Annotated in this window: 18 protein-coding genes; 16 read left to right on the top strand and 2 right to left on the bottom strand. The window is 62.3% G+C overall.

All coding sequences use genetic code 11. The features are described 5' to 3' along the window. Window positions 1-96: 96 nt before the first annotated feature. From ruvX to J5Y21_RS05240, 16 genes are all read left to right on the top strand, one after another. A complete protein-coding gene (ruvX, locus tag J5Y21_RS05315) occupies window positions 97-651 on the top strand; it encodes a Holliday junction resolvase RuvX (RefSeq protein WP_210573468.1) in 555 nt (184 codons plus the stop codon). A gap of 2 nt (window positions 652-653) precedes the next feature. Next, window positions 654-1,808, top strand: coding sequence for an endolytic transglycosylase MltG (gene mltG / locus J5Y21_RS05310; RefSeq protein ID WP_210573466.1), 1,155 nt, complete (start codon window positions 654-656; stop codon window positions 1,806-1,808). Window positions 1,809-1,854: 46 nt separating this feature from the next. After that, window positions 1,855-2,718, top strand: a complete 864-nt coding sequence (locus J5Y21_RS05305; RefSeq protein ID WP_210573464.1) for a shikimate dehydrogenase — start codon at window positions 1,855-1,857, stop codon at window positions 2,716-2,718. Window positions 2,719-2,839: 121 nt separating this feature from the next. Next, window positions 2,840-3,298 (top strand): prepilin peptidase, encoded by a 459-nt coding sequence (locus tag J5Y21_RS05300; protein ID WP_246874964.1) that lies wholly within the window; start codon window positions 2,840-2,842, stop codon window positions 3,296-3,298. Between the two features lie 12 nt (window positions 3,299-3,310). Beyond that, a complete protein-coding gene (aroC, locus tag J5Y21_RS05295; protein ID WP_210573462.1) occupies window positions 3,311-4,531 on the top strand; it encodes a chorismate synthase in 1,221 nt (406 codons plus the stop codon). Continuing rightward, window positions 4,524-5,201 carry a shikimate kinase gene (locus J5Y21_RS05290; RefSeq protein WP_210573460.1) on the top strand — a complete coding sequence of 226 codons (678 nt, stop codon included), beginning with the start codon at window positions 4,524-4,526 and terminating at the stop codon, window positions 5,199-5,201. The genes aroC and J5Y21_RS05290 overlap by 8 nt, the downstream gene beginning before the upstream one ends. Before the next feature lie 86 nt (window positions 5,202-5,287). After that, window positions 5,288-6,349: a 3-dehydroquinate synthase gene (aroB, locus tag J5Y21_RS05285; protein ID WP_210573458.1), complete on the top strand. Its 1,062-nt coding sequence runs from the start codon at window positions 5,288-5,290 to the stop codon at window positions 6,347-6,349. Between the two features lie 39 nt (window positions 6,350-6,388). Beyond that, window positions 6,389-6,829 (top strand): type II 3-dehydroquinate dehydratase, encoded by a 441-nt coding sequence (gene aroQ, locus J5Y21_RS05280; RefSeq protein ID WP_210573456.1) that lies wholly within the window; start codon window positions 6,389-6,391, stop codon window positions 6,827-6,829. Then, window positions 6,829-7,920 (top strand): Xaa-Pro peptidase family protein, encoded by a 1,092-nt coding sequence (locus tag J5Y21_RS05275; protein ID WP_210573455.1) that lies wholly within the window; start codon window positions 6,829-6,831, stop codon window positions 7,918-7,920. The genes aroQ and J5Y21_RS05275 overlap by 1 nt, the downstream gene beginning before the upstream one ends. A 122-nt stretch (window positions 7,921-8,042) precedes the next feature. Further along, on the top strand, window positions 8,043-8,606 hold the full coding sequence (gene efp, locus J5Y21_RS05270; RefSeq protein ID WP_210573453.1) for an elongation factor P: 564 nt from the start codon (window positions 8,043-8,045) through the stop codon (window positions 8,604-8,606). Between the two features lie 149 nt (window positions 8,607-8,755). Beyond that, window positions 8,756-9,424, top strand: coding sequence for a transcription antitermination factor NusB (gene nusB, locus J5Y21_RS05265; RefSeq protein WP_210573452.1), 669 nt, complete (start codon window positions 8,756-8,758; stop codon window positions 9,422-9,424). A 14-nt stretch (window positions 9,425-9,438) separates the two neighbouring features. Then, the gene (locus tag J5Y21_RS05260; RefSeq protein ID WP_210573451.1) at window positions 9,439-10,287 is read left to right on the top strand and encodes a PPK2 family polyphosphate kinase; all 849 of its coding nucleotides are present in this window, start codon (window positions 9,439-9,441) and stop codon (window positions 10,285-10,287) included. A 161-nt stretch (window positions 10,288-10,448) separates the two neighbouring features. Next, window positions 10,449-11,153: a hypothetical protein gene (locus J5Y21_RS05255; RefSeq protein WP_210573450.1), complete on the top strand. Its 705-nt coding sequence runs from the start codon at window positions 10,449-10,451 to the stop codon at window positions 11,151-11,153. Window positions 11,154-11,249: 96 nt separating this feature from the next. After that, window positions 11,250-12,239: a substrate-binding domain-containing protein gene (locus J5Y21_RS05250; RefSeq protein WP_349236949.1), complete on the top strand. Its 990-nt coding sequence runs from the start codon at window positions 11,250-11,252 to the stop codon at window positions 12,237-12,239. Further along, complete coding sequence (locus J5Y21_RS05245) at window positions 12,236-13,315, top strand: ABC transporter permease (RefSeq protein ID WP_210573448.1); 1,080 nt, start codon at window positions 12,236-12,238, stop codon at window positions 13,313-13,315. The genes J5Y21_RS05250 and J5Y21_RS05245 overlap by 4 nt, the downstream gene beginning before the upstream one ends. Before the next feature lie 3 nt (window positions 13,316-13,318). Next, window positions 13,319-14,077: an ATP-binding cassette domain-containing protein gene (locus tag J5Y21_RS05240; RefSeq protein ID WP_210573447.1), complete on the top strand. Its 759-nt coding sequence runs from the start codon at window positions 13,319-13,321 to the stop codon at window positions 14,075-14,077. Between the two features lie 5 nt (window positions 14,078-14,082). Here the strand turns inward: J5Y21_RS05240 and J5Y21_RS05235 are convergent, their stop codons facing one another. Then, window positions 14,083-14,526, bottom strand: coding sequence for a hypothetical protein (locus J5Y21_RS05235; RefSeq protein ID WP_210573446.1), 444 nt, complete (start codon window positions 14,524-14,526; stop codon window positions 14,083-14,085). A gap of 88 nt (window positions 14,527-14,614) precedes the next feature. Beyond that, a complete protein-coding gene (locus tag J5Y21_RS05230) occupies window positions 14,615-15,085 on the bottom strand; it encodes a hypothetical protein (protein WP_210573445.1) in 471 nt (156 codons plus the stop codon). Window position 15,086 lies beyond the last annotated feature (1 nt).

Raw genomic sequence — 15,086 nt, 5'->3', positions numbered from 1 at the left:
ACGTGACACGCCCTGTCCATGGTCCACGACCGTGCCGAGTGGCACTACCGTGGAAACGACGGCACTTCCAGCACGAGAAAAGGGAACCCGCCAACGATGAAAGTTCATCCGGATACCCCCGGGGTCGACGACCCGGGGAACGGCCGCCGCATCGGTCTCGATGTGGGCACCGTCCGGATCGGCGTCGCTTCCTCTGACCGTGATGCACGCCTGGCCACCCCGGTGGAGACAGTCAAGCGCGTCACGGGTTTCAAAGACCGCGACGGCGCGGATATTGAACGGTTGCTGGAGATCATCGAGGAGTACGACGCCGTTGAAGTCGTCGTGGGGCTTCCGCGCGATTTGCAAGGAAATGGTTCGTCCAGCGTCAAGCACGCGAAGGAAATCGGCTTCCGGATCTCGCGCCGCAGCGATGTACCGGTCCGGTATGCCGATGAGCGGCTCACCACCGTGGAGGCGACGCACGCGTTGCGCGCATCCGGCGTGAGTGAGAAAGCTGGACGATCTGTCATTGACCAGGCCGCGGCAGTGGCCATCCTCCAGTCCTGGCTGGACGGACGAAACAACTACCGCGACATGGGCGCGCCGGAGCAGGCAGATACGTCTGCCGCACACGGTGCGGGCACGTCGCCAGAACCCAAGGAGACCTGAACGTGAGCTCGGCAACTACGTCTGGGGGGCGCACCCGCGGTGTCGCGGTGCTGGTCGCATCGATCCTGTTGATCATTGGCGCCGTCGTCTACATTGCTTTTGCACGCAGCAACTCCACTGGAAGCGACTTCAAAGGTGCCGGCAATGGCGTCGAGCAGGTCGTTGAGATCCCCGAAGGATCCTCGCTTACTGCAATGGGCCCCGCGCTCGCCGAGAAGGGGATCGTCCGCTCGGACAAAGCCTTCCAGAATGCGGCGATGACCAATCCGGATGCGGACAGTATCCAACCGGGCTTCTACCGCCTGCAGGAGAAAATGAGCGCCGAAGAGGCAGTGGCCGCGCTGCTCGATCCTGCCAACAAGGTGGACATGCTGAAGATCCCTGGCGGTTTGACGCTCATGGACGTCAAGGTCGTCGGCGGCGACACCCGGTTCGGTATTTACACCAATATTTCGAATGTCTCGTGCGGCTCCGACGGCGAGAACAAGGACTGCGTCAAGGTGGAAGACCTCCACGACGTTGCGGCGAATTCCGATCCCGCCAGCCTCGGCGTGCCGGAATGGGCGATCGAGCGGGTCAACGCGCACAAGGGCGACCCGAAGCGCCTCGAGGGTCTCATTGCTCCGGGCGAGTACATCGTGGACCCGGGTGCAGACGCGGAGACGATCCTGAAGGACCTGATCACTCGCTCGGCGGACAAGTACAACGGCACCGATATCGTCGGCCGCGCCAAGGCCGTGGGTCTGAGCCCGTACGATCTGCTCACCGCAGCATCCCTGGTGGAGCGTGAGGCGCCGGAAGGCGAATTCGACAAGGTCGCTCGCGTGATCCTCAACCGCCTCAAGGAACCGATGCGACTGGAGTTCGACTCCACCGTCAACTACGGCCTCGAATCGGTCGAGCTGGCTACTGGCGACACAGACCGCCAGAAGGTCACGCCGTGGAATACCTACGCCATGGACGGCCTGCCGAAGACCCCGATCGCCTCCCCGTCCGAGGAAGCGATCCAGGCGATGGAGCACCCGGCGGAAGGCGAGTGGCTGTTCTTCGTCACCGTCGACGACAAGGGCACGACCCTGTTCAGCAACACCTTCGAGGAGCACCAGGCTAATGTCCAGAAGGCATACGATTCCGGCATCCTCGATTCACAGCGCTAGGTCGGACAGAGTCAGACAGGCGCTCTAGAAGCGGAAGCACGAGCACATGAGCACAGCGATTCCCGCCGGCGGCGGTAAAGCAGCCGTCCTCGGCAGCCCGGTCGAGCACTCTTTGTCGCCGGTCCTGCACGGTGCCGGTTACGAAGCTGCTGGGCTTGAGGGTTGGACCTACGAGCGCATCGAATGCGATGCCGAGCAGCTTCCCGGCATCGTCGGCGGGGCGGGGGAAGCATACCGCGGTTTCTCAGTGACGATGCCGGGGAAATTCGCGGCCCTCGAATTCGCCGATGATGTCTCGGAGCGCGCACAGGCGATCGGTTCGGCGAACACACTCGTTCGCGACGGCGATACGTGGCGCGCCGACAACACTGACTGTGAGGGAATCGCGGGGGCGCTGGACGAGCTCGTCGGCAAGCAAACTGCGATCGGGCATGCTCTCGTGATCGGCGGCGGCGGAACCGCACGTCCCGCTCTGTGGTCGCTTGCCGAGCGCGGGGCGGAGAAGGTCACGGTTCTCAACCGCTCCGACCGTTCGGATGAGCTGCTCCCGCTGCTCGGTGGTGTGGAGGCGGAATTCATTGATTTCAACCGTGACCTCGAGCCGCTGGCGATGAGCGTGGACCTCATTATTTCCACGGTTCCTCCCGCAGCGATCGAGGGACGGGAAAAAGAGCTCGGGCACGCTCCGCTTCTCGACGTCATCTACAACCCCTGGCCGACACCGCTGGCGACCAGGGCTGCGTCGAATGGATACCTGACCGTCGGCGGGCTCGTCATGCTCGCCTGCCAGTCGTATTCCCAATTCGAGCAGTTCACAGGTGTGCCTGCCCCACGCGAAGAGATGCGCGAAGCGCTTTTCCGCCACGTCGGATGGGTCGCACCCACCGGGGTCACGCGCAAGAACCGTTGACGCGCAAGATCCGTTGACCAGACACAGCCTGAGTCAACGGATCCAATAAATTGAGCACTGCGCATTACAGTGCGCATTCTTGCCGTGCGCACTGTGGTGTGGTGGCTTTAGCGTAAGGCTCATGGGGGATTCATCTGGGGTCGTAGCAGTCAGCTCGGCGACAGCGATCGTGGTCGCTGTGATCATGTGCGCTCTCGTCGCGGTGTGGACGGTGGCGCTCGTGGTGGTGGACGTGGAGCAACGGCGGCTGCCTGATGCGTGGACCTTGCCGGCGGCTGGAGCGGCGCTTCTTACGTGCGTGGCCATGCCGGTCGGTGTGCTCGGATTCATCTGGCCCGGGGCGTACCTGGTCATGGGCCGCGGGATCGGCGGGGGAGACGTGAAGCTGGCGGTGCCCCTGGGGGTAGCGATGGCGCTGGTTGGAGGGGCCGGCGCAGTGCTCGCGGCAATGCTTCTTGCCAGCATGTTCACCGTGGTAGCGCTACTAATCAAAAAGGCGAAGGCCATGGCCCACGGGCCATCTATGCTTGCTGCGTCTTGGATCGTGGGGTTTGCTAGCACTTTCCTGACATCAATATGAGACAATGCCTGCATGCTTCGTTGGACTACCGCAGGTGAATCCCACGGTCAGGCGCTTGTCGCACTGGTCGAGAATATGCCAGCTGGGGTCACTGTCTCCGCGGATGAGATCGGTCACCAGCTCGCGCGTCGCCGGCTCGGCTACGGCCGTGGTGCACGCATGAAGTTCGAGCAGGATGAATTGACCCTGCTGACCGGCGTGGTGCACGGCAAGACCATTGGCAGTCCGATCGCCATCATGATCGGTAACACTGAGTGGCCGAAGTGGACGACGATCATGTCGCCCGACGCGTTGGACTATGACGATCCCGACGTGGCCAAGGCCATGAACTCCGGCCGCGGCGCAGCCCTGACGCGCCCGCGCCCGGGCCACGCGGATTTCTCCGGCATGGTCAAATACGGCTTTGATGCGGCACGTCCGGTGCTGGAGCGGTCGTCGGCACGCGAAACTGCGTCCCGCGTGGCGGCCGCGACTGTCGCGCGCTCGTTTCTTCGGGAGGTGCTCGGCGTAGAGGTCTACTCCCACGTGATCTCCATCGGTGCCTCTGATCCGTACGATGGTCCGTCCCCGCAGTTCAGCGACATTGACGCGATCGATGAATCTCCCGTGCGCGCTTTCGGCAAGGACGCGGAGGAGTCCATGATCGCCGAAATCGAGTCGGCGAAGAAGGCGGGCGACACCTTGGGCGGCATTGTCGAGGTCATCGTGGACGGTCTGCCGATCGGGCTCGGCTCCCATGTCTCCGGTGAGACGCGCCTTGATGCGCAACTCGCGGCGGCCCTGATGAGCATTCAGGCGATCAAGGGCGTCGAGGTCGGCGATGGTTTCGAGGAAGCGCGTCGCCGCGGTTCGGAGGCGCACGACGAGATTCTCCGCGACGAGAATGGTGTCCACCGCGCCACCAACCGCGCGGGCGGACTCGAAGGTGGCATGACGAACGGTGAGCAGCTGCGCGTGCGCGCGGCGATGAAGCCGATCTCCACCGTGCCCCGCGCGCTGCAGACGCTCGACATGGCGACGGGGGAGAAGGCCACAGCCATCCACCAACGTTCCGACGTGTGTGCGGTGCCCGCTGCCGGTGTCGTCGCTGAGGCAATGGTCGCACTCGTGTTGGCACGCGCAACGCTGGAGAAATTCGGCGGAGACAGTGTTGAGGAAACGAAACGGAACGTCGAAGCGTATAAGCACTACGTGTCTGAGCGTCTCGCATTCGGAGGAAACGGAAATGACTAATTCAGTAACGGGCCATCAGCGTCCAGCGCGCTTCCCGGCCACCTCCGGAACCCCGGCACCGAGCACGCGTCAGCGTAGTCAGATCCTGCCCGGCGGGGGCGAGCCGGTCGGCTCCCACGGTGATGCCGCCGCGTTCGGCGCCCCGGAGGAACCCGTCGTCCACGGCTCACCCCGCGTCGTCCTCGTCGGCCCGCCGGGTGCCGGAAAATCCACGATTGGGCGACGTCTCGCTCGCGCCATGAACCTGCCACTCGTCGACTCCGACGACCTGATCGCTAAGGGCGAAGGCAAGCCGACCGGTGAGGTCTTCAGCGAGCTTGGTGAGGAACGTTTCCGCGAGGTCGAGGCAGAATACGTCGCACGCTCGCTCGCGTCCGGTGGCGTGGTCAGCCTTGGCGGGGGCGCGGTGCTCACCGAATCCACCCGCAAACTCCTTCAGGCGCACCATGTCGTCTGGATCGATGTCTCGGTCGAGGAGGGCGTGCGCCGCACCTCGGGCAATGATTCCCGCCCTGTGCTTAAGGCCGACGATCCGGAGGCGCACTACCGCGCCCTGCTGGAGTCCCGCGAGCCGTACTACCGCGAGGTGGCGATGCACCGGGTGCGCACCGATTCGCGCCCGCCGCAGCGCCTCGTGGCCGAAATTCTCGCTCTCATCGATACCCGCTAGCGGAGAACCTGGCCCAGCTGGCAGTCCAGCACAGTCCAGCAGTGGCACAGACACACAACGCCGCCTCTCAACCAAGGAGAACCGCCATGGCCGATATTAAGGTCGCAGGACCGTCGCCGTATACCGTCCGGATCGATCACGGCCTGGATGACCAGGTGGCGCAGCGCATCGTTGAGATCGGTGCCCGTCAGGCGTTGATCGTTCACCAGGATCCGCTGACCGCGGCGGCGGAATCTCTCCAGCAGCGGCTGGGGGACAACGGCATCAGTGCGACGCTGGCCCCGATTCCGGATGCGGAGGACGGCAAGTCGCTCGCTGTCGCAGAAAAGCTGTGGGACGCCCTCGGCGAGAAGAATTTCTCTCGTCAGGACGTTGTCGTGGGCCTGGGCGGGGGAGCGACGACCGACTTGGCTGGTTTCGTCGCTGCAACGTGGATGCGCGGCATCAAGGTCGTCCAAGTCCCCACGACGCTTCTGGCCATGGTCGATGCGGCCGTCGGCGGCAAGACCGGCATCAATACCGCCGCGGGCAAGAACCTCGTGGGTGCTTTCCACGAGCCGGATTCGGTGTTCATCGACCTCGACCGCCTAGAGACGCTGCCGGAGGAGGAATTCATCGCCGGCTCGGCCGAGATCATCAAGACCGGCTTCATCGCCGACCCGATCATCTTGGATATCTACCGCGCCGGTGGCAGCAGCCCGGCCGAGAAAATCGCAGAGCTCATCGAGCGTTCCGTCGCGGTGAAGGGCTCCGTCGTGGCCCAGGACCTCAAGGAATCCTCGTTGCGCGAGATCCTCAACTACGGCCACACGCTCGGCCACGCAATTGAAAAGCGCGAGAATTACCGCTGGCGTCACGGCAATGCCGTCGCGGTGGGCATGATGTTCGTCGCTATTCTCGCGCGCAATCGCGGGCTTATCGACGACGACGTGTTGGAGCTTCACCGCGAGATCCTCGAAGGAATCGGTCTGCCGACCACCTACGACGCCGACGCATTTGACGAGCTCTTCGAGGGCATGACGCACGACAAGAAAAACCGCAACGGCCAGATCCGTTTCGTTGTGCTGGATGGCATCGGCAGCACCACCCGAATCGAGGATGCGGGGATCGAGGAGCTCCGATCCGCGTACACTGAACTGTCATCATGACGCTTATCTGACATCAACTCCCTCGGTGAGGAGGCCACCGTGAAGATTCTGGTACTCAACGGCCCCAACTTGAACAGGTTGGGCAAGCGGCAGCCGGATGTGTACGGCACGACGACGCTGGCCGATATCGAGCAGCGCCTCCGCGAGCGTGCCAAGCAGGCTGGGGCTGAGATCGCATTCATCCAGTCGAACCACGAGGGCGAATTGATCGATGCTGTTCACGAGGCAGCTGATCATTCCTGGCCCGTGATCATCAACCCGGGAGGTTTCACCCACACGTCGGTGGCGCTGCGCGATGCCCTCGTTGAGCTGCAGGGCACCCCCGGTTTCATCGAGGTGCATATTTCGAATGTGCACGCGCGCGAACCGTTCCGCCATCACTCGTACCTCTCACCGATCGCCACCGGCGTCATCGCCGGGTTGGGCACCGCAGGCTACGAGATGGCGCTCGATTACTTCTTGAGGAGGGACGTTCACTAATGAGCTTCGCCGATTCCCGTTTTCTCACCCGCCGCCGCAAGCTGTCGGCGAAACTTGCCGCGCAGCGGATCGACTCATTTGTGATCACGGATCCGACGAATGTCCGCTATTTCTCCGGCTTCAGCGGTTCCAACGGCGCATTGCTGATGAATAAGGATCTGTCCGCCGCGATCGCGACCGACGGCCGGTACACCACGCAGATCGCGGAGGAGGTTCCGGATATCGAGGCGATCATTCAGCGTGATGCAGGTCCGGCTGTCCTGGCGACAGTGCCGGAAGGGTGGCGAGTCGGCTTCGATCCTTCGCGGACCACGGTGGATGAACTCGACGGCCTGAACAAAGCCACGCCGGAGTCGGTCACGCTCGTGCCCGTCAAGGGAGTTGTCGAGCAAATCCGCTTGATCAAGGATAATTTCGAGCTCCAGAAACTTGAGGAAGCAGCGGATATCGCGGTCACTGCGCTGCGCGAGCTTATCGACGCTGGTGAGCTGCGCGTCGGCCGGACTGAGAAGCAGGTCGCTACTGATCTGGAATACCGGATGCGCCTGTTGGGCTCCGAGCGCGTCAGCTTCGACACCATTGTCGCTTCGGGCCCCAATTCGGCGTTGCCGCACTACGCCGCCGGCGACCGGGAGCTGACCGACGGGGACCTGGTCACCATTGATTTCGGTGCCCATTACCTCGGCTTCAATTCAGATATGACGCGCACGTTCTGTATCGGCGAGCCGTCGGATTTCAACCGGGAGATCTACGAGATCGTGCTGGAGGCACAGAAGGCCGGAGTCGCGGCGGCGACGCCGGGGCGCGCGCTCGTCGACGTCGATAAGGCGTGCCGCGACATTATCGACGCTGCTGGGTACGGCGATTACTTCGTGCATTCCACGGGTCACGGTATCGGGCTCGACGTGCATGAAGGTCCGGCGGCGTCGACGCGCGGCAAAGGCGTGCTGGAGGAGAACATGACGCTCACCATTGAACCTGGCATTTATGTGCCGGGTAAGGGCGGTGTGCGTATTGAGGACACTCTCATCATCACCTCCGGTGCGCCGAAGGTGATCACCCCGGCACCGAAGGAACTCACCGTTCTTTAGCGGTGAGCCCTCCGCCACCACTGATCGTCAATCAATCCGCCAGAGTTAGTGGTCGGCGGTTGGCGGTGGTGTAGCATAGCTGTGTTTGAATCACCCACCGAGCCGAATTAAGGGAGAATATCGTGGCAACGACCGCTGATTTCAAGAACGGCCTTGTGCTCAAGGTTGACGGCAAGCTGCAGCAGATCATCGAGTTCCAGCACGTCAAGCCGGGCAAGGGCCCCGCGTTCGTCCGCACGAAGCTCAAGGACGTCGTCTCCGGCAAGACCGTGGACAAGACCTGGAACGCCGGTGTGAAGGTTGAGACCGCGACGGTGGACCGCCGCGACATGACCTACCTGTACAACGACGGCACCAGCTACGTCGTCATGGACGACAAGACCTTCGAGCAGTTCGAGCTCCCCGCTGACAAGTTCGGCGACGCCGCTAAGTTCCTGCTGGAGAACATGCGTGTTCAGGTTTCCTTCCACGACGGCGAGGCACTGTTCGCCGAGCTGCCGATCTCCGTGGACCTGAAGGTCCAGCACACCGATCCGGGCCTGCAGGGCGACCGCTCCTCCGGCGGCACCAAGCCGGCGACCTTGGAGACCGGTGCTGAGATCCAGGTCCCGCTGTTCATCGAGACCGGCAACGTGCTCAAGGTGGATACCCGCACCGGGGAGTACCTCTCCCGCGTGAGCAACTAAACGACCTATACACTAAACGACCTATGCAAGGCCTTGTGCCTTGACGGGAGCAGTCCCGAACTGCTCCGATTCTGGTGGACTCAGCCCCGAGTCCACCTCATTTTTCACTTCACCTGATCGTCCCTGCCCCTGATTCTTCTTTTGCGAACATGCCTGATTACAAACGTCATGGTGCGCGTTACCGTGCACGCCGCCGCGCAGTAGACATCCTTTTCGAAGCGGAGACCCGCGACCTCGACCCGGTCGCCATCGTCGAGGAACGTGCCGCACTGGCACAGGACCCCGTGAACGCAGTCGCGCCCATCGCTGTTTACACGCGTGAGATCATCGCCGGCGCGGCGGAGAACCTCGACGAGATCGACGACTATATCGAGCGATTCCTGTCGGAGGATTGGGAGCTGCACCGCATCCCTGCGGTCGACCGCGCTATTTTGCGCGTGGGTACCTGGGAGATCCTGTACAACGACGAGGTCGCCCCGCCGATCTCCATCGCCAACGCCATGGAGATGTCCACCGAGTACGCCGGCGACAACGCCTCGCCGTATATCCACGCCGTCCTCGACGACATCATCCAGGCCAATGCTGCCGAGGCCCCCGACATCGTGACCGGTGAAGACAGCGGTGTCGACACCGATACTGACACCGGCGCCGACTCTGACGGTGATGTTGATCTGACCGATACTCAGTCTGAAACACCCGGTGCCGTCGTCGCGCCTGATGTCACTGAGGAAACGGAACTGAATTCCGCAACTGCTGTAGCGGAGCTCTCCTCGGAGCCGGAAGCGCCCGAGTCAACAACCCCGTCTGCGGATAAATAGGAGTACACCGAGCCATGGCGAAGGTATCGATCAAGGAAGCTGAGGCGCTCCGCGTCGATGAAGATTTCGTGCTCGCGGATGTGGACCCGGACTCCACGCCTGGTGTGAAAAAGGGCAATGTCGACGAGGCATTTGAAAAGTACGACGAAGAGATCGCCGATCTCCAGGAGTGCTTGTACGCCAATGCCCGCGCCGGCGTTGAGGGCACTGGATCCATTTTGCTCGTGCTTCAGGGAATGGATACGTCCGGAAAAGGCGGGATTATCCGAAATGTCGTGGGCGATGTGCTCGACCCGCAGGGCGTGCAGATCACGGCCTTCGGTAAACCCACTGAGGAAGAGAAAAAGCACGACTTCCTGTGGCGGATCGCACCGCACCTGCCTGAGCCGGGCATGGTGAGTGTGTTCGACCGCTCCCACTACGAAGATGTGCTGGTGCAGCGCGTCCGCGAAATGGCACCGCCGGAGGAGATTGAGCGCCGCTACGGCGCGATTGTGGACTTCGAGGCGGAAGCAGCGGCGAAGGGCACCAAGATCATCAAGGTCATGCCGCATATCTCCAAGGAATTCCAGGGCGAGAACCTGCGCGAGCGCATTGAGCGCGAGGACAAGCACTGGAAGTACAACCCGGGCGATATCGAAGACCGCATGCTGTGGGACAAGTTCCAGGAGGCTTACGAGATCGCGCTCAAGCGCACGTCCACCGACGTCGCCCCGTGGTACTGCGTGCCTTCCGACGACAAGGACTATTGCCGCACCGTGGTCAAGACCCTGCTGCTGAAAGCACTGCGCGAGCTTGACCTGGAGTGGCCCGAGCCGGACTTCGACCCTGAGGCCGAACTCAAGCGCCTCGAAGAGTCCTAAGACCGGACACCACACCGGCGTCGCAGCCACGCTGCCGGCGTCGCAGCCACGCTGCACAACGCTTTCATAAAAATCGCATCCCAGGTGGACCCGTGTGTGTAATCTTGCGGGCAAAACAGGCCCGTACGTTGAGCACAAGCGAAGAGGGATGCATGCGAAGAGTGAACACGGCCGTACTAGCACTTGTGGCATCGTCGGTGATGCTGGTGGGCTGCTCGAGCCACGACGGCGGCGCGATGAATGACGATGGCTCGACAGAGGCGACGAACAGTGGCCAAGAAAACATCGCGCAAGACGAAGCGACCGTTTCCGCGACTTTGGAGCAGCCTGATCCTAAAGCGTGCGCCAGAGAAGCGAGCATCAACGCACTCCAGGACAAAATGCCAGAGTTCTTCACCCAGCTGCCGCATGACCCGAACTTCAGCAACGATATGGACGGAGGTTGGAACAAGTTCTACCAGGACGGCTCAGGTCAGTGGCAATATTCAGTCGGTGCCGCGTACCTCGAAGAGGGCGACGCGTACAGCACCTGCCCGGACGAGCCGCAACGGGCGGCCGATGAGTTCCGGACCTTCATCGCGGAGGACTACCAGCGACAGCAACGGGAGAACGGAGAAGAGGTCGTGTCTTTCGACAACCTCGAATTCACCGTCGAGGGACGCTATTTCGCCTGCGCCAAGAACCCGCCGGCTGATCTGCGCTTGTTCTTCTGCACCACGAACATGGGCAATGCGATGGTGACCGCCGACCAGTTTCGCCATTCCAAGGGCGATGAGGCGGACATCGCCGACATGAAAGCGGCCATGGCAGAGCTAACCCCGATCGTCGATGATGTGCCCATCGGGCCGGGCCTTTCCGATATCTAAGTTCGCGCATGCGGCGAGCAGTCTTCTGAATCGGTCAAGTCGCTCTGGAATGCGGGTTTCCTTCGCTGCGCGGGGCACACTGTATGGGTGTTAAAAATCGGAAGACTTTTCAAGGCAGCGTCTATCGTTGCAGTTGTCGGACTGACTGCGGCGGGGTGCTCGGCCACCGGTGGGGCGCCGCGCAACGACGGTTCTGACGGCACCGCCGGAGGGGTGGACACCCCGCGGTACGTCGTCGCGATGGTCACGCATGGCGCACCCGGTGACACCTTCTGGGATCTTGTGCGCAAGGGCGCGGAGGACGCAGCCAAAAAAGACAATATCGAGCTGCGGTATTCCTCCGACCCGCAAGCGCCGAACCAGGCCAACTTGGTTCGCTCCGCGGTCGATTCCAATGTCGACGGCATTGCGGTGACCATGCCGAATGCGGAAGCCATCGGTCCCGCGGCGCAGAACGCCGTCGACGCGGGAATCCCAACGGTTGGGCTGAATGCCGGTATGGACGATTACACAACCTACGGGCTCAGCGGATTCTTCGGCCAGGACGAGACCATCGCCGGCACCAGGGCAGGCGAGAGGCTCAAAGAAGAAGGGAAGAAGAAGGTTCTCTGCGTCATCCACGAGCAGGGAAATTCTTCGCAGGAAGCGCGTTGTAACGGAGTGAAACAGGGGCTTGACGACGGCGAGGTCGAGCACCTCTACGTCAACGGCCAAGACCTGACTTCGGTGCAAGCGACGATCAGCTCGAAGCTTAGTCAGGACTCCAGTTTCGACACCGTTTTCGCGCTGCAGGCCCCGGTGGCCATGCGTGCCACCGAATCGGTGAAGCAGTCGGGCGCGGAAGCCCAGGTGGTCACCTTCGACACCAACGCGGAGCTCGTCGACGCGATTGCCGACGGCCGAATCGCCTGGGCGGTGGACCAGCAGCCGTACCTGCAGGGGTACCTGGCGGTGGATTCGCTGTGGGTGGCGAAGCGCAACGGCGGCACCTTCGGCGGTGGCCAACCGGTCTTCACCGGCCCGAGTTTCGTCGACAGCTCCAACGTGGACAAGGTCACTGAGGCGGCGAAGAAGGGGTTGCGATGAGCACAGTCGCACCGCAGCCGGACAAAGACGTGACAGCCCACGTCTCACCGCAGGACGCAGAACCGGACGATCGACTCAGGACGCATACTGGTCTGGCGAAGCTGATCCGCCGTCCGGAGCTGGCTAGCTTGCTCGGTTTCCTGGTCATCCTCGCGCTGTTTCTCGCAGTCGCGCCCGCATTCCGTTCGTTCGAGGCGATAGCGACGATCCTTTACGCTAGCTCGACGCTCGGCATTGTTGCGCTGGCCGTCGGCCTTCTCATGATCGGCGGCGAATTCGACCTGTCTTCCGGTGTCGCCGTCACCACCGCGGCACTCGCGGCGACGATGCTCAACTACAACCTGCACCTGAACTCGTGGGTGGGAGCGGGCCTTGCCCTGCTCATTTCTCTCGGCATCGGTGCGCTCAACGGCATTCTCGTCTCACGCACAGGCATCGACAGCTTCCTCATCACCCTGGCCGCCTTTCTCATGCTTCAAGGTCTTAACCTCGCGGTGACAAAACTCGTCACCGGCCAGGTGGCTACACCGACGATCGCCGACATGGAGGGCTTCCCATCAGCGCGCACATTCTTCGCCGGCAGCTTCCACATTGGCGACGTACGCATCAGCGTCACGGTCGTTTGGTGGTTGCTGTTTGTCGCCATTGCCTCGTTCATTCTCTTCCGCACGAAATTCGGCAACTGGATCACAGCGGTCGGCGGCGACGAGGAAGCCGCGCGCGCAGTGGGCGTCCCTGTGCGCCGCGTCAAGGTCGCACTATTTATGACCGTCGGTTTCGCTGCCTGGTTCGTGGGTATGCACACGCTGTTCGCGTTCGATTCCATCCAAGCCGGCCAGGGCGTGGGCAACGAGTTCTTGTACATTATCGCGGCCGTCATCGGCGGTTGCGCGATGAAAGGCGGCCGCGGCACCGCCATCGGCACGATGATCGGCGCGCTCATCTTCGGAATGACGAACCAGGGCATTGTCTACGCCGGGTGGAATCCCGACTGGTTCAAATTCTTCCTCGGCGCGATGCTGCTTTTCGCAGTGTTCACCAACACGTCGTTCGCCAACATCACGAAGCGGAGGTAGCCCATGGCCATCATCGAATTGCGGGACATCACCAAGTCCTACGGCAGCTTCGACGCCCTCCGCGGAGTCGACCTCGACATCAAAGAAGGAGAGGTCACGTGCGTGCTCGGCGACAACGGCGCCGGAAAATCCACGCTCATCAAGATTCTTGCGGGTTTGCACGAACAGACGAGCGGAGAATTGCTTATCGACGGCTCACCCGCCACCTTTTCTTCACCCCGCGACGCGATTGATGCCGGTATCGCCACGGTCTACCAGACCCTGGCAGTCGTAGACGAGCTGAGCGTGTGGCGCAATTTCTTCTTGGGCCAAGAGCTGACCGGCGCCTTCGGAATGCTCAAGCAAGCTGAGATGAAGCGCATCTGCTCTGAGCAGCTACATGAGATGGGGATTGATATTCCCGACGTCGACGTGGAGATCGGCAATCTCTCCGGCGGTCAGCGCCAGGTGGTGGCCATCGCGCGCGCTGTCTACTTCGGTGCCCGCGTGGTGGTGCTCGACGAGCCGACCGCAGCATTGGGCGTGAAGCAATCGGGAGTGGTGCTCAAATTCATCGCCTCGGCACGCGACCGTGGTGTCGCCGTCGTCTTTGTCACCCACAACCCGCACCATGCGTACATGGTGGGCGACCATTTCACGATCTTGAAGCTCGGCCGCCAAGAACTCAACGCCTCACGCGACGAGGTGACACTGGACGAGCTCACAAAAGAAATGTCGGGCGGTGCTGAGCTAGAAGCTCTGAACCACGAACTGCGGAAATAATTCGGCTAGCGGATATAGCCCGGGCTTCCCGAGGGCTCGGGCGGTTCGAAACTTGAATCCCCGCCCGGCGCGGTGGGGCGAGTCGTCGATGCGGTGGGGGTCACTGCTGTCGACGTGGCCGTGACAGAAGACGACGTGGTGGTGCTTGACGTTTCTCCGCTTTCGGAGACCATGATGGCGAAAAAGACCGCTCCGACGATGACCAAGATGCTGATGATGCCGAGAACGATCGGGAGAAGCGCAGTGAAAAACACAAGGAACCCGGCGAGGCAACCGGTTTTCGACCTGTCGTTCTGTGGCATGGAGTGGTACGGCGACGGTTGAGCGAAGGGCTGGCCTGGTTGCGGCCCCTGCTGCGGTCCGCCGTGCTGATAGCCGTACGGACCAGACCCGTAGTGCGAATAGCCGCCCGGCTGCTGCGGGTACTGATGGCCATGTGGGTTCGTCATCGCGGTGCTCCGTTGCTGGGTGTCTCTCTCCGGTGGGTGTCCTTTTGTGCCCCTATTATTCACCACAGTGGGGTGGGAGCGTTGTGAGTTAATCCTGGCTGTTTTCCGCAGCCAGCTTTGCCTGCGCCTCAGCGATCTGCTCGTGGAGAGCGGACATGGCGTTGTGTGCGCTGACGACACCGTTGACGGCGGTCTGAACGGCGGAGCGCAGCTGCGCATCAGTCATGCCAGCTGCGACGGACTGCTCGGCCTCGGTGCGCACGACGATATTCTCGGCGCGGTTGCCCACGATCGCACGTGCGCCGATCAGCGTCGAGTTCACCTCGTTGGCGGCCAGGTAGTAGGACGCGTCGGGGGAGTCGGCTGCGGTATCGGTCTCCGAGTCAGCGCGGACAATGAACACCGAGTCGAGCAGAACCGCCATGAGTTCGAGCTCCTCATGCGTGCCGTGGGCGGCGCGGCCGCTGGCGTCGGCGGAAAGGCCGATGCCAGACTGGGAGGCGGCGTCGACGATGCGGTCGATCGTGACCTGGCTGGGGGTCGTGTTCTGGTCGGTCATA

This window comes from Corynebacterium sp. Marseille-P3884 (assembly GCF_017942225.1).
In the GTDB taxonomy this organism is placed as follows: domain Bacteria; phylum Actinomycetota; class Actinomycetes; order Mycobacteriales; family Mycobacteriaceae; genus Corynebacterium.
This window is presented reverse-complemented; position numbering and strand designations above follow the sequence as displayed.